This is a genomic window from Bradyrhizobium sp. 604_D8_N2_3 (assembly GCF_051810765.1).
In the GTDB taxonomy this organism is placed as follows: domain Bacteria; phylum Pseudomonadota; class Alphaproteobacteria; order Rhizobiales; family Xanthobacteraceae; genus Bradyrhizobium; species Bradyrhizobium barranii.
Genome location: NZ_JBPWPM010000001.1, coordinates 9292019 through 9305757, shown reverse-complemented (window position 1 = coordinate 9305757; position 13739 = coordinate 9292019). Strand labels below are relative to the sequence as shown.

Annotated in this window: 13 protein-coding genes; 6 read left to right on the top strand and 7 right to left on the bottom strand. The window is 64.2% G+C overall.

Going from position 1 to position 13739, the window contains the following annotated elements; genetic code table 11:
* Positions 1-1250: 1250 nt before the first annotated feature.
* A complete protein-coding gene (gene rpsT, locus AB7245_RS44650) occupies positions 1251-1517 on the bottom strand; it encodes a 30S ribosomal protein S20 (RefSeq protein ID WP_028151115.1) in 267 nt (88 codons plus the stop codon).
* Between the two features lie 398 nt (positions 1518-1915).
* Between rpsT and AB7245_RS44645 the strand changes: the two genes are divergently transcribed.
* The 3 genes from AB7245_RS44645 (at position 1916) to AB7245_RS44635 (ending at position 3959) form a co-directional block, all read left to right on the top strand.
* Positions 1916-2233, top strand: coding sequence for a hypothetical protein (locus tag AB7245_RS44645; RefSeq protein ID WP_007616084.1), 318 nt, complete (start codon positions 1916-1918; stop codon positions 2231-2233).
* Between the two features lie 168 nt (positions 2234-2401).
* Positions 2402-3058: a peptide-methionine (S)-S-oxide reductase MsrA gene (gene msrA / locus AB7245_RS44640; RefSeq protein WP_063980097.1), complete on the top strand. Its 657-nt coding sequence runs from the start codon at positions 2402-2404 to the stop codon at positions 3056-3058.
* 154 nt (positions 3059-3212) lie between these two features.
* On the top strand, positions 3213-3959 hold the full coding sequence (locus AB7245_RS44635; RefSeq protein ID WP_028151117.1) for a polysaccharide biosynthesis/export family protein: 747 nt from the start codon (positions 3213-3215) through the stop codon (positions 3957-3959).
* A gap of 1 nt (position 3960) precedes the next feature.
* Here AB7245_RS44635 and AB7245_RS44630 read toward each other — a convergent pair whose 3' ends face one another.
* The 4 genes from AB7245_RS44630 to AB7245_RS44615 form a co-directional block, all read right to left on the bottom strand.
* Positions 3961-4440: a hypothetical protein gene (locus tag AB7245_RS44630; protein WP_063980096.1), complete on the bottom strand. Its 480-nt coding sequence runs from the start codon at positions 4438-4440 to the stop codon at positions 3961-3963.
* Between the two features lie 246 nt (positions 4441-4686).
* On the bottom strand, positions 4687-5358 hold the full coding sequence (locus tag AB7245_RS44625; protein WP_063980095.1) for a dienelactone hydrolase family protein: 672 nt from the start codon (positions 5356-5358) through the stop codon (positions 4687-4689).
* Positions 5359-5528: 170 nt separating this feature from the next.
* The gene (locus AB7245_RS44620; protein WP_028151120.1) at positions 5529-5864 is read right to left on the bottom strand and encodes a hypothetical protein; all 336 of its coding nucleotides are present in this window, start codon (positions 5862-5864) and stop codon (positions 5529-5531) included.
* 22 nt (positions 5865-5886) lie between these two features.
* Positions 5887-6651, bottom strand: coding sequence for an alpha/beta fold hydrolase (locus tag AB7245_RS44615; RefSeq protein WP_063980094.1), 765 nt, complete (start codon positions 6649-6651; stop codon positions 5887-5889).
* Between the two features lie 488 nt (positions 6652-7139).
* On the opposite strand from AB7245_RS44615, the gene AB7245_RS44610 reads away from it, so the two are divergent.
* The 3 genes from AB7245_RS44610 (at position 7140) to AB7245_RS44600 (ending at position 11417) form a co-directional block, all read left to right on the top strand.
* Positions 7140-7631, top strand: a complete 492-nt coding sequence (locus AB7245_RS44610; protein WP_014491023.1) for a (2Fe-2S)-binding protein — start codon at positions 7140-7142, stop codon at positions 7629-7631.
* On the top strand, positions 7628-9910 hold the full coding sequence (locus tag AB7245_RS44605) for a xanthine dehydrogenase family protein molybdopterin-binding subunit (RefSeq protein WP_063980093.1): 2283 nt from the start codon (positions 7628-7630) through the stop codon (positions 9908-9910). Before AB7245_RS44610 ends, AB7245_RS44605 begins: the two co-directional genes overlap by 4 nt.
* 412 nt (positions 9911-10322) lie before the next feature.
* The gene (locus AB7245_RS44600; protein ID WP_063980092.1) at positions 10323-11417 is read left to right on the top strand and encodes an HD-GYP domain-containing protein; all 1095 of its coding nucleotides are present in this window, start codon (positions 10323-10325) and stop codon (positions 11415-11417) included.
* Between the two features lie 103 nt (positions 11418-11520).
* On the opposite strand, the gene AB7245_RS44595 is transcribed toward AB7245_RS44600, so the two are convergent.
* A complete protein-coding gene (locus tag AB7245_RS44595; protein WP_063980091.1) occupies positions 11521-13101 on the bottom strand; it encodes an AMP-binding protein in 1581 nt (526 codons plus the stop codon).
* A gap of 185 nt (positions 13102-13286) precedes the next feature.
* A complete protein-coding gene (locus AB7245_RS44590; RefSeq protein WP_063980090.1) occupies positions 13287-13697 on the bottom strand; it encodes a VOC family protein in 411 nt (136 codons plus the stop codon).
* Positions 13698-13739 lie beyond the last annotated feature (42 nt).

Genomic DNA, 13739 nt, shown 5'->3' with positions numbered 1-13739 from the left:
CGTCAAAAAACTTCTATTGAGAGATAAAGTTGCGTTGTGAGTGCCATGAAGGGGTCCCGCCAGGATCCTTCAAAGGGCACGACCTCGAGCGATTCCATCGTCGGACACAGCTCCGCCGTTCGGCGCGAACGCCGCGGGTCGGACTAGCGATGTCAGAGATGGAGGGGTCGCGAGGTCAGCGCGTACTCGGCGCTCCGTCACACGCGGGAGGCTGGAGGTTGGGCTGATCTAAACCGGCATCGTTGGAGTAGGTGGCTTGTTTCAATACCGCGTTGAGTCCGTAAGACATGATACCCTCCCCGTCCTGCCGTGATTGCTCACGGCAAGGTCCTGCGTGTCCTGAAGACAACTGCGACTGAAGTCGCCGATGTCCCGCCCGTCTGCACTGTTCGTCCGCTCGGCTACGCCATCACGTGTGTCGCGGTAGTTTCATGACATCTCTCGTTTGCGTCTGGCGCGAGCGGGATCGAAGATCCCACTTGGAGACATTCAGACAAAGAGCTACCGTTCCCATATTGCTATGGGTTTTGAACCGACAATCGCTTGTTGAAGCGTCGCCTACGTGCACACCGCCGCCGATTTGCACGCTCGCCCCGTTTCTAAAACCGCGCTGGTCTTGAGATCGTGGGCGCTGCGGACGACTTAAGGAATACACTATGCGGAAAGACTCGCAACGAAATTGATTCACACTTGAGGCGACTAAAAACTTGACCAGCGTTAACGGCGCGCGGGAGTTGTGCATAGGCTTGCGAGCAAGAGTTTGAATCCGTGCACAGATTCGAAGGCGCCGCGCGTCATGTGACAAATCTCCGCCACCGCCAAAAATTTTTTACAAAAGCGTCACGCGCACGCCTTGCGGGCAATTTTTCCAAATGCTTGTCGGCGCTATGTCGATAAGTGATTATTGAGACACCGCTTTTTGAGTCTCGTTTCGCAGGGTAACTCCATCGCGAGCCGGTTCCGGGAAAACTACGGTGTGCAGAACTCTCGCGCGCGCGGATTCAACTTAAGCCCGCCCCGCAGGGGTTTTTCGCAGCGCAGTGAAAGTTTCCGCTGTTGCAAAAACATCCGCCAGTGAAATTACGGGCGCAGCGCAGCGCAGCGAAGACGACACGAGTCTTCCAACGGAAGAGTGGTCGCCCAACGACCGCAAGCGTGAATTGTGACAGGCAACAAAAAGCCCGGCGCGAGCCGGGCTGATTGACGAGCGCGATGTCGATCCGATCAGTCGATCGGATGACTCGACGAGCTTACTTCGCGAGCTTGGCGATCTGCGCGGTGAGCCGGGAGACTTTGCGGCTCGCGTTGTTCTTGTGAACGATGTTGCGCTGCGCGGCCTGCATCAGCGCGGGCTCGGCGCTCGCCATCGCCTTCAGCGCGGCGGCGCGGTCGCCGGTGGCGATGGCTTCTTCGACGGTACGCACGGCACCGCGCATCTGGGTGCGGCGCGACTTGTTGACGGCAGTGCGGCGGGCGATCTTGCGCGTCGCTTTCTTGGCGGAAGTGGTATTGGCCATGGTCTCAATATCCTTTGCGGTACCGGTCGCGTCTTGGTCGGGTAGCGCCGGCTGCTTGACCGCTTAATCGACGCTCGGATTTAGGGTGTTCGGTTGCTGGGCTGTTCCCGGAACATGAGCGACGGCCTTGCGGTCGTCTCTGAGGCTCCAAGCCTTTAAAGCTCATGGAGCCTGCAACTGCTCAAAGAACAGCGGCGGCAGGATTGCGCCCACCGCCAGTTGGCGCCCTTATAGAGGGGGTCTGCGGCACCGTCAACGCTTTCCGGGGCTGGAAAACAGGCCCTGAGAGCTCCAGCGCGCGCCGTAACGCCCTGAAGAGGTTGAATTTCTGCCGTCGCCCGGCTATTGGCTGGCGGCATTGCAGAGGTCGTCCGATCGGACGACCATATAGGTGAGGCATGATCCGCGGCTTTTTCCGACTGATTGGGCTGTTGCTGCTGGCCGGCGGGTTCATCTTCATGGTCTATGACGGCGCCCGCTGGGTGGCCGACCAGACCCTGCGGTTCACCCGGTTCGGCCAGTTCTGGAACGACATCAACCAGGCCAGCCAGACGGCGTTCCGCACCTGGGTCGAGGCCAAGGCGCCCTGGCTCTGGACCTCGGTGATCCGCCTCGTGCTGGATCAGCCGGTGTTCGCCGTGCTCGGCATTTTGGGCATCCTGCTGATGATCCTGTTCCGCCCGCGGAAGCCGCTGATCGGTTATTCCCGGGATTGATCTTTCAATTCCCGCCGAGACTGAACCTCGCGTTGACGGCAGCCGTAACAGGGCTGCCCCCTCCTGCGTAGATACCTATATTCCCACCTTGATCGCGAGCGCGCCGCCTGAGCCCTTGGCTTGTTGCATTGGCTCAAGCGACGGACAGCTCGTCTCGGAGAGCCAATCATGCTGTTCATGCGCAAGACCACCGCATTGCCGAGCGCCACGGAAGCGCTGCCGGGCCGTGCGCAAGCCATTCCCACCGCGACCACCCATTTCGTCAACGGCGCGAAGTTGCAGCCGCCTTATCCCGCGGGCCTCGAGCAGGCCGTGTTTGGGCTCGGCTGCTTCTGGGGCGCCGAGCGCAAATTCTGGCAGCTAGGCGACGGTGTCTACGCGACCGCTGTCGGCTATGCAGGCGGCCACACGCCGAACCCGACCTATGAGGAGACCTGTTCGGGACGCACCGGCCACACCGAAGTGGTGCTGGTCGTGTTCGATCCGAAGAAGATCTCTTACGAGAAACTCCTGAAGACGTTCTGGGAGAGCCACAACCCGACGCAGGGCATGCGCCAGGGCAACGATGTCGGCACGCAGTACCGAAGCGCGATCTACACTTATTCAGATGCGCAGAAGAAAGCGGCCGATGAATCGAAGGCGCTCTATCAGAAGGCGCTTGCTGCAAAAGGTCTCGGCGCCATCACGACCGAGATCGCGCCCGCCGGCGCGTTCTATTTCGCCGAGGACTACCATCAGCAATATCTGGCGAAGAACCCCGCCGGCTATTGCGGCCTCGGCGGCACCGGCGTGTCCTGCCCGATCGGCGTGGGCGTGAGTGCGTAAGTTCGCCACGAACAACTCGTCATGCCCGGGACAAGCCCGGCATGACGGAGTGTGCGGTGTCATCGCATCCGCATTGCCGCGCTGCCCCCCTCAACGCTTTGTTAACCATAACCGGTGCATGACTGGACCGTCTCGTTTCGAGGGATTAGGTCCGGTGCCGGTTGCACGCGCGTTTCGATGGTCGATCTTGACAGCCTCCTTGGCAGCGTCCGCCGCGCTTGCCCTCGGCGGCTGCATGCAGACCGCCGGTCCCGTCGCGGTCATGCAGCCCCGTGCCGATCTCGACTCCATGGCCTATGGTCAGCCCTATGGCGCACCACAGCCGGTCGTCGTCGCCGACGGTGGCGGCGCCATCGGCGCGCTGCGCAATTCCTTTGCCTCGTCGCCTGCACCCATGCCGGTCGGCTACGCCGCGCCGATGGCGGCGCCGGTGCGCTACGACTCCTCCTATCATCTCGATGCCGGCGACAGGCTGCGCGTCGTGGTCTACGGCCAGGAAGGCCTCACCAACAGCTATGCCATCGATGCCGGCGGTTCGATCACCATGCCGCTGATCGGTGGAGTGCCGGCCCGCGGCCGCACCCCGGCGGGTCTCGCCGGTGAAATCGCCGCGCGCCTCCGCAACGGTTACATCCGCGAGCCCTCGGTCGCGGTCGAGATCGAAGCCTACCGCCCGTTCTTCATCCTCGGCGAAGTCACCGCACCCGGCCAGTATCCTTACGTGCCGAACATGACGGTCGAAAGCGCGGTCGCGATCGCCGGCGGCTTCTCGCCCCGCGCCAAGCGCGACGTGGTCACCGTGACGCACACCGAAGCCGGCGGCGCGATGCGCGCCATCGTCCCGCTCGGCACTCCCTTGAGCCCCGGCGACACCGTGTTCGTCGGTGAGCGCTGGTTCTAGCTCACCGCCTGAAATCCAGCCGTCCGTTCGGAAAGCATCCGTCGATGCGCGTGCCATCGACCACGAGCCCGACCCATGGCCGCGTGATCGCAGGCGTGGTCAGGTTGATGTACTTTCCGACTAGGCGCGCGCCCTCGCGCGCAGCATCGATCAGGCCGTGCCGGCGGCCATGGTCCCAGTCGAAACGCAGATAGATCCGGCTTCCCGCGACGCGGACTTCGGCGCGCCCCTCTTTCCATCTGTCCGGCGTATCGCCTGCAATGGTCGGATCGGCGCCACCATTCCATCTGCTAGCCCAGATGCCTTCGAGCGGATCGGAGAGGGCGGCAATGGATGTCCATGCCGCCGCGTTGATGTCGGCCGCATCGCCGGCCAGCGTCGCGGTCGCCGCGTAGTCCATGACTTCAGAATCGTCCGGGCCCGGGACGTCCATGGTTCCGAACGGATTGCGGATGACGAGGTGCGTGATGGCTTGCTGCATGGCGATCTCCCGGCGCGAGTTGGTTTGATCGGCCAGCTCTATCGCCGGGTGCCGTGATGCAGCCACCCGATTCCTGCTCTGAGGCCAGACGCACACACTCGCTCTGTCATTCCGGGGCGCGACGAAGTCGCGAGCTATAATGCGCAATTGCGCATCTGAGAATCCATAACCCCAGTTCGTGGTTATGGATTCCGGGCCTGCGCCTTGCGGCGCATCCCGGAATGACAGCGGAGAGAGCCGCGCGCGCTATTTCAAATGCTTCGCGAAAAATTCCATCGAGCGCGGCCAGGCGACATCCGAGCTCGCCTTGTCGTAGCTCGGCCGCTCGTCGCAATGGAAGCCGTGCTGGGCGCCTGGATAGATGAAGACCGCCACATCCGGCCGCTTCGCCTTGACGGTCTCGACGTCGGTCAGGGGAATGCCGGCATCCTTCTCGCCGAAATGCAGTTGCGTCGGCGCCTTCGGTTTCTCGTCGGCAAAGCGCACCACGGCGCCGCCGTAATAGCCGATCGCGGCCTTCAGGCCCGACAGCCGCGTCGCCGCGACAAAGGCAACGCTGCCGCCCAGGCAAAAGCCGATGATGCCGACCGGCCCGACGCTCTTCACCGCGTCGATCGCGGCCTGCGTGTCGCGCAGCATCGCGTCCCAGTCGGGACTGGCGACGAACTTGCGCGCCTCGGCGATCTCGTCGGGCGTGTAGCCCGACTGGAAGTTCGGCGAGGTCCGGTCGAAGATCGACGGCGCGATCGCGACATAGCCTTCCCTGGCGATACGGTCGCAGACCGAGCGGATGTGGTGATTGACCCCAAAGATCTCCTGGATCACCACCACCGCGCCCTTCGGGGCGCCTGAGGGATTGGCGCGATAGGCGCCGAGCTGGAAATTGTCGGAAGCCGTCAGCTTGATGTCTTGTCCCACGCGGGTTGTCCTTCTTGGTTACTACGAACTCTAATCTCTCCCCTCATCCTGAGGAGCGCGTCAGCGCGTCTCGAAGGATGGAGGCCGAGAAGCAGCAGCGTGGCCTTCATCCTTCGAGACGCTTGCTCCGCAAGCTCCTCAGGATGAGGGGAGGCGGCTGTGCGTCGCTCTCACTCCCACATCCAGTTCTCGCCGTAGTCTTCCTTCCATCCCGCCAGCCGTCCGTGACGGAACTGCAGGAACAGGCGATGGCGGTAGGGGATCAGTCCGCTGCCGCCGAGGTTGCGAAGCGCGAGATAGATCTCGTTGCCGGGCCGCCCGCGCACATATTGCAGAGGCTGCCCCAGTGCCCGCGCGGTCTGCTCGGCATCCATGCCGAAGGCGAGCGGCGTGTTGTTCGACAAGGTCGCAACGAAGGGCCGGCGCGGCGGCGTGCCGCCGAACGGTTCTGCCTGCGCAGACATCGATAGCAGCACCGCGCTCGCAGCCAGTATCGCTTGCTTCATTGCCAGTGTCCTTCCGACCGTCCTATCCCGGCAAGTTCTTCAGGAAAGGCGTCACCGCGTCAATAAAAGCCTTGGGCTGATCGATGTTGACGGCGTGACCAGCGGCGGGGATCACGACCTTTTGTGCGCCGGGGATCTTTGTGGCCATGTAGTCGGACGCCGCAAGGAACGGCGCGTCGTCGGCGCCGACCACGACGAGGCTGGGCACCTTGATGTCGGGGAGCAGCTCGATCACGCGGGCATCGCGCTGGGTCAGCATGCCGCGTGCGGCGAGCGCCAATCCCCTGGCGTTGCGATGGCTCGCGGTGGCGCGCTCGCGTGTCGCCGACTTCAGCATGTCGAGACCTTCATGGTCGAGCTTGTCGGCGGTCGCTAGCGCCCGTGCATTCCAGGCCTCGCGCGCGTCGTCCTTCTTGAAGCCGGGGCCGGTGTCGATGATCAGCAGGGCACGGGCGCGTTGCGGGTAAGCGCGATAGAACGCGAGCGACATGTAGCCGCCGAGCGAGAGCCCGCCGATGATGGCGCGCTCGGCGCCGACTGCATCGAGGATCGCGGCCATGTCGCCGACGGTGCGCGCTTCGCTATAGGCATGGGGATCGTCGGGATAGTCGGACTGGCCGTGGCCGCGCATGTCCCACAGGACGAGCTTGTGGTCCCTCGCGAGCGCGTCGACCTGGCCATGCCACATCGCCGAGGTCGAGGAATAGCCGTGAGTGAGCAGCAGCGGCGGACCCGCGCCGTGAACCTCGTAGTAGATCCCGACGCCGTCCCGATCGATTTTTGGCATTGCTTCCGCCCTTGTCGTTCTATCTAGCCACGATGACGGTGCACCCTCGCCCCTTGTGGGAGAGGGTGGCTCGCCGCGTAAGCGGCGAGACGGGTGAGGGGTATCTCTCCGCACCGAAACTGCCCATCGAGTTCGCGGACAGATACCCCTCATCCGGCGCTTCGCGCCACCTTCTCCCACAAGGGGAGAAGGTGCATCCGCGTCGGCGGTTACATTCTAGCCGGTCAAGTTACCTGGAAGAAACTGCCTGAACGCGATGGCACGCATGCCTGATGCATTCTCTGTTGCGTCCAGTCGCTGCATCGGGTGCCGTTGTCGCAACGCACAACACTGAGCTGCCGCGATAGTTTCGATCGATTCCAAATTGCATTTGCCTCTGGCTGCGAACCCGATCATTCTTACGATCAAGGTGGGCGCCAGCCCGGTGGGCGTCCACTGTTCAAGTTGCCGCCGTAAGCGGCTTCATGCACCGGCAGGGGAAGACGCCTATGCCAACTCTCACCATCAACGGGCGGAGTCTGTCCGTGGATGCGGCGAACGACACGCCGCTCCTCTGGGCGATCCGCGAGCAATTGCAGATGACCGGCACCAAGTTCGGCTGCGGTGCCGGGCTGTGCGGTGCCTGTACCGTGCACGTCAACGGCGAAGCCGTGCGCTCGTGCCAGACTATGGTCGGCGATGTCGCCGGCAAGAAGATCACCACCATCGAAGGCCTTTCCGCCAAGGGTGATCATCCGCTGCAGAAGGCGTGGATCGCCGAGCAGGTGCCGCAATGCGGCTACTGCCAGTCCGGGCAGATCATGCAGGCGGCCTCGCTGCTGGCCAAGAATGCCAATCCGACCAAGGAGGAGGTCGTGGCGCATATGGACGGCAATCTCTGCCGTTGCATGACCTATTCGCGGATCCAGAAGGCGATCATGCGCGCCGCTACCGAGATGCGCACCGCATCCGTCTCCGGCAACGAACGGAGGCCCACATGAATAAGCACGTGAACACCATCACGCCCGAGACATCAGATCTCAGCCGCCGCTCCTTCCTGGTCGGCACGGCCGCGACCGGCCTCGTGCTCGGCTACGCCGGCGTGCCCGGCATCGGTGGGGCGCTCGCTGCGCCTTCGAACTTCGAGCCGAGCGTCTGGTATGCGATCGCGCCCGATGGCCTGGTCACCGTGACCTGCGGCAAGGCCGACATGGGCCAGCACATCGCCTCCACCATGGCGCAGATCGTCTGCGAGGAATTGGGCGCGAAGTGGAGCGACATGCGCGTCGCGCTTGCCTCCAACGATCCGAAGTTCAACGACCCCGTGCTCGGGGCACAGATCACCGGCGGCAGCTGGTCGACCATGATGAACTTCGACGCGATGAGCCGTGCCGGCGCAGCCGGACGGACGGCATTGACCGAAGGCGCGGCCGCCGCGATGGGCGTGCCGGCGTCAGAGCTCGTGGTGCGCGATTCCGTGATCTCGCATCCGAAGTCGAAGAAGCAGGTGTCATTCGCCGATGTCGTGAAGAGCGGCAAGGCGACCAAGACCTTCACGCCGGATGAGCTGAAGGCGATCAAGCTGAAGACGCCGGACCAGTACACCATGATCGGCGTGTCGGTGCCGCAGCTCGACATTCCCTCCAAGACCAACGGCACGGCCAAGTACGGCATCGACGTGATGCTGCCGGGCATGGCCTATGGCGCGGTGGTGACGCCGCCGGTGCGCTTCGGCGCCACGGTGAAGTCGGTCGACGACTCGGCTGCCAAGAAAGTGCCGGGCTTCATCAAGGCCGTCACCCTCGACGACAAGACCGGCACGACAACCGGCTGGGTCGTCGCGGTCGCCAGCACCTACGCCAACGCCAAGAAGGCCGCTGCGGCGCTGAAGATCGCCTATGACGGCGGTCCGAACGCGAAGGTCTCGAGCGAGTCGCTGCTCGACGAGGCCAAGCGGCTTCAGAAGTTAGAGGATTCCGGCCAGTTCTTCGTCAAGGACGGCGATCCCAACGCGGCGTTCGGCTCGGCCGCAAAGGTGCTGGAGGCGGAGTACACCACCAGCATCAACATCCACGCGCCGATGGAGCCGATGAACGCCACGGCGGAGTTCAAGGGCGACATCCTGCACATCTATTCCGGCAATCAGTTCGCGACGCGCTCCGGCGCGATTGCGGCAGGCGCCGCCGGGATCGATCCGAAGTTCGTGGTGATGCACCAGATGTGGCTCGGCGGCGGTTTTGGCCGCAGGCTCGATGCCGACATGATGGTGCCGGCGGTGCAGGCGGCGAAGGCCATCGGCAAGCCGGTGAAGGTGATCTATACGCGCGAGAACGACATGACGATGGATTTCTCGCGTCCGCTCACCTACCAGAAGGTCAAGGCCGGCGTGGACGGCGATGGCAAGCTCGTCGCGCTCAGCCACGACGTCGTCTCGGCCTGGCCGACCGCGCGCTGGGGCATCCCTGACTTCCTGACGCCCTCGGTCGACAAGAAGGGCCCGCTCGATTCCTTCACGGTGAACGGGGCCGACTTCTTCTACACCGTGCCCAACCATTATGTGCGCGCGATCAAGAACGAGCTCGCGCACAATGCGACGCCGTCCGGGCAGCTTCGCTCGGTGGCGCCCGGCTGGACGTTCTGGGCGGTCGAAAGCATGATCGACGAGATCGCGGCTGCGACCGGCAAGGACCCGGCGCAATTCCGCATCGCGCTGCTCGACGGCAAGGGCAAGAACGACGGCGGCGCGCAGCGGCTGCGCAACACGTTGCTCGCCGCGATGGGGCTGTCCGGCTACGGTACCAAGCAATTGCCGAAAGGCGAGGGCATGGGCGTGGCCTGCGTCTCCTCGCAGGAGCGCGCGACCGCGAGCTGGACGGCGTGCGTCGCCCATGTCGCGGTGGCGCCGTCGGGCGAGGTGACCGTGAAGAAGCTCACGGTCGCAACCGACGTCGGCACGCAGGTGCATCCCGACAACATCCGTGCCCAGGTCGAGGGCGCGGCGCTGTGGGGTCTGTCGCTGGCGATGTACGAGAAGGCGACGCTCAAGGACGGTGGCATCGAGCAGACCAATTTCGACAGCTACACGCCCTTGCGCATGAGCCAGATGCCCGAGGTCGCCGTCGCCGTGATCGCCAACGGCGAAAAGGCCACCGGCGTCGGCGAGCCCGCGGTGACGGTCATCGCTCCGGCAATCGGCAACGCCATCTTCAACGCCTCAGGCGCCCGCATCCGGGCCCTGCCGATCACGGCCGAGGCCGTCAAGGGGGCGATGAAGGCGTAAGGCGAGGCGTAATTGCCAAGTAAGCTGATCCGCCGGAGGGCAACTTCCGGCGGATTTGTTTTGGTAGGCGTCTCCACAATCTCGCTGTCATGCCGCGCGAAAGCGGGGCATCCAGTACGCCGCGGCCTCTCAGCTCCGGCCGCGCCGCCTCGGCGTACTGGGTCGCCCGGTCAAGCCGGGCGACGACAGCGGAGAGTGGGCGAGAGCGCCCCAAATTCCCCTTTCCCATCAAGGCCCGTTCTACTGTGCATGGGGTTGTTTTCGCCGTTTTCGACTGGAACCGCGCCGGGACCCAAAATCCCTAAAATTGCGCGCAATTCCGCAGGGTTCCGTTGAGCACGCCTCTTAAGGGCCGGAGAACCTGATCCGGCTTAGGCTGACGTCAAATCCAGTCCCGTGCTCTGGGGAAGCCATGAACGCGCCAGCCAAATCCGCCGCAAAACGCCGGCTCTTGCTCGCTTCCGACCGGAGCGACGAGAGCACCGAGCTTGCCAGCATCCTGAAGGCCGTGGGCGACGTTTCGACGGTGACGACGCAGGACATTCCCGAGCAGCCGTCGCGCGATCTGTCCGGTCTCGTGGTCGACATCAATCTGCGCTCGCCCGAGAGCGTGCAGCGGGTGCGCAACAAGCTGCGCGGCGATGCCTATCGCACGATGCCGCGGCTGTTCGTGCTCGCCGATGCCCTGCATCACGGCACCATGCAGGCCTGGGCACTGGGCGCCACCGACACGATCTCGCGGCCGCTTCAGCCCGATGCAATTCTTCAGCGCATCCGCGCCGCGTTCCCCGACACCGCCACCTATGACGCGACCGATCGCGGCAAGACGCTCAACCGCGGCGTCGAGGCGGCGCATGCGGTGCTGGCGAAGATGTTCGAGAAGCTGCCGCTCGGCGTGCCCCTGACCTTCGACGACGTCATCGCCGCCGAGAGCAAGATCCTGAAGGCGATCAAGCATTCATCGCTGCGCGAATGGCTCACCACCGTCGGCTGCCATCATGTCGGCAGCTATCGCCACTGCCTGTTCGTCACCGGCTTCGCCGTCGCCTTCGCGCAGCATCTCGGCATGCGCGAGGACGACCAGCGTCGCCTGACCCGCGCCGCGCTGTTGCACGACGTCGGCAAGGCCTTCGTTCCCTCCGTGCTGCTCGACAAGCCGGGCAAGCTCACCGACGAGGAGATGGCCGAGGTCCGCCAGCATCCGCGCCGCGGCTATGACGCGCTCGCGGAGCAAGGCGGCTTCCCGCCGGAGATGCTCGACGTCGTGCTGCATCACCACGAATTCCTCGACGGCTCTGGCTATCCGAACGGCCTGTCGTCGAACCAGATCAGCGACATCGTGCGGGTCACGACGATCGTCGATATCTACGCGGCGCTGGTGGAGAAGCGCGCCTACCGCATGCCCTTCACCCACTCGCGCGCCTTCACGATGATGGAAGGCATGGGCGGCAAGCTGGATCAGCAACTGCTGCAGGCGTTCCGGCCGGTGGCGCTGGGATCGTTTTGATTCCGGTCTCGTAGGGTGGGTTAGCGCAGCGTAACCCACCACTTCTGTCTCCGCGGATACCAAAGAGGTGGGTTACGCCTTCGGCTAACCCACCCTACAAAACTCACCCCACCATCTTCCGCAACTCCGCCTTCGCCACCTTCTCCAGCGTCGAGCGCGGCATGTCGTCGACGAGCCTGATCTCGCGCGGCACCTTGAAATCCGCGAGTCCCGCGCCGCAGGCCGCCATCACGCGATCATGCAGATCGGGCGCCGCGCCCGCGACGCCGCCGTGCGGGATGATGAAGACAACAGGCACCTCGTCCAGCATCGGGTGCTTCTTCGCCACCACCGCGGCTTCGCGCACGCCTGCTACCACCGCGATCACCTGCTCGATCTCGGAGGCCGCGACGTTCTCGCCGCCAACCTTCAGCATGTCCTTGGCGCGGTCGCCGAACCTGATGAAGCCGTTCTCCAGCCGCTCGACGCGGTCGCCGGTGAGGAAGAAGCCGTGCTCGTCGAAGCTTTCGCGCGTCGCCTTTTCATTGTGCAGATATTCGGCGAACAGCGACAGCCCGACGATGCCCTTGATCGAGAGATTTCCGGTGTCGCCGACCTCGGTCGGCCGTCCGTCATCGTCGGTGATGCGGATCTGATATTCGGGCGCGGCGCGCCCGATCGTCATCGGGATGTTGGGCTGGTCGACCTCGCCGACGATGCCGTGGGTGATGGTCTCGGTCATGCCCCACCAGCCGATCATCTTGACGCCAAACGCAGCAAACGCCGGCGGCTCGTTGATGGCGGTGCCCCACAGGCGGAATTTGTGGTCTTTCGGGATCTCCTGCTCGAGCAGGGCCTTCATGCAGAACGGAATCGTCGAGGTCCAGGTCGAGCCATGCTCGCGCGCGACGCCCCAGAAGCGGCTTGCGGAAAAGCGCGGCTGGATCACGCAGGTGGCGCCGACCCACAGCGTTGCCAGCATCGAATAGGCCAGCGCATTGGTGTGGAACAGCGGCAGATAGGTCTGGTGCACGTCGTTCGCATGAAGGTCCTCATGCGCGGCGTTGATCTTGGCGCCCCACAGCGCGTTGGCGTGGGTCCACAGCACCGCCTTCGGGCGCGATGTCGTGCCCGACGTGTACTGCACGCTGCACGGCGCGAGCGGGTCGGTCGCGCGCCTGGGACGGTCGGCGCTGTCGGCGAACAGTGAATCGAAACTGTCGCCGCGCGAGACCGCTTGCGCGGGCGCCGCACCCGCATCGTGCGAGGTCACCGCCAGCCAGCGGATGTTGCGGCAGTTCTGCGCGACGATCTCGGCATAGGCCGGCTGCGTGATCGCAGCGACCGCGCCGCAATGATCGGCGAAATATTCCATCTCCGCCGGAGCCGAGCGGGTGTTGGTGGTCACCGCGATGGCGCCGAGTTCGACGCAGGCGAACCAGGCCAGCAGCGCCTCGATGCAATTGTCCAGATGAATGAGCACATATTCGCCCGGCTTGACGCCGCGCTTCACCAGCCCCGCCGCGAGCGCGCCGACGCGCTCGTGAAACTCGCCGTAGCTCCAGCGCCGCGCCGGCGCGTCGAACGGCGCCCAGATCAGGAACGCATGATCGCGGCGCACCGCGGCGCGCATCTTCAGCAGCCAGGGTACGTCGAGCCCGTCGAACGGTCCTACGAGTCTGGATTCGGTGTATTGAGGTGGCATGGCTCCTCCCGTGCAGCCTGCATCTTGATGGCGGCTGCCTTTTGATTATTGCGTCTTCCTGCCATTGGATGACGCAGGGAGCAAATCGGGGGGCGCGAAAGATGGGCGCGGCGTACTCCGTGGTGCGCGCACGCTCTCTCCTCCGTCATGGCCGGGCTTGACCCGGCCATCCACGCCTTGGCGCGCTAGTCCTCGTACGACGAAATCTCAATCAGGCTGCCATCCGGATCCCTGCAATAGACCGAGCGCAGCGTGCCGCGGGCACCCTGCTTGGGAACCGGGCCTTCCTCGATCGCGACGCCATGTGCCTTCAAATGCGCCACGACTTCGTCGGGCGATGCAGACGTGAGGAAGCACAGATCCTCGCTGCCGGCGGTCTGATGGTCCGCGGTGAACCACTCCACCTTGTCGGCATCGCGCGGCCGGACGTTGATCTTTTGGTTACCGAATTGCAACGAAGTCCGCGGCGCTTTGCCGCCACCGGGGTCGAACACCTTGACTTCCATGCCGAGAATCTTGCGGTACCACTCGGAGGTCACTGCCACGTCGGCGACGTTGATTACGAGATGATCGAGGGCTTCGACCTTGACCGGCATGCCTTAATCCTTTCGTCGTGATGCGCCCGGCGCACTTTCCGC

Excerpts from the sequence above, each read along its gene's own strand:
- msrA (WP_063980097.1), top strand. The coding sequence starts at position 2,402 with ATGCTGTTCATGCGCAAGACCACCGCATTGCCGAGCGCCACGGAAGCG.
- AB7245_RS44590 (WP_063980090.1), bottom strand. The coding sequence starts at position 13,697 with ATGCCGGTCAAGGTCGAAGCCCTCGATCATCTCGTAATCAACGTCGCC.
- AB7245_RS44630 (WP_063980096.1), bottom strand. The coding sequence starts at position 4,440 with ATGCAGCAAGCCATCACGCACCTCGTCATCCGCAATCCGTTCGGAACC.
- rpsT (WP_028151115.1), bottom strand. The coding sequence starts at position 1,517 with ATGGCCAATACCACTTCCGCCAAGAAAGCGACGCGCAAGATCGCCCGC.
- AB7245_RS44645 (WP_007616084.1), top strand. The coding sequence starts at position 1,916 with ATGATCCGCGGCTTTTTCCGACTGATTGGGCTGTTGCTGCTGGCCGGC.
- AB7245_RS44600 (WP_063980092.1), top strand. The coding sequence starts at position 10,323 with ATGAACGCGCCAGCCAAATCCGCCGCAAAACGCCGGCTCTTGCTCGCT.
- AB7245_RS44605 (WP_063980093.1), top strand. The coding sequence starts at position 7,628 with ATGAATAAGCACGTGAACACCATCACGCCCGAGACATCAGATCTCAGC.
- AB7245_RS44610 (WP_014491023.1), top strand. The coding sequence starts at position 7,140 with ATGCCAACTCTCACCATCAACGGGCGGAGTCTGTCCGTGGATGCGGCG.
- AB7245_RS44595 (WP_063980091.1), bottom strand. The coding sequence starts at position 13,101 with ATGCCACCTCAATACACCGAATCCAGACTCGTAGGACCGTTCGACGGG.
- AB7245_RS44615 (WP_063980094.1), bottom strand. The coding sequence starts at position 6,651 with ATGCCAAAAATCGATCGGGACGGCGTCGGGATCTACTACGAGGTTCAC.
- AB7245_RS44620 (WP_028151120.1), bottom strand. The coding sequence starts at position 5,864 with ATGAAGCAAGCGATACTGGCTGCGAGCGCGGTGCTGCTATCGATGTCT.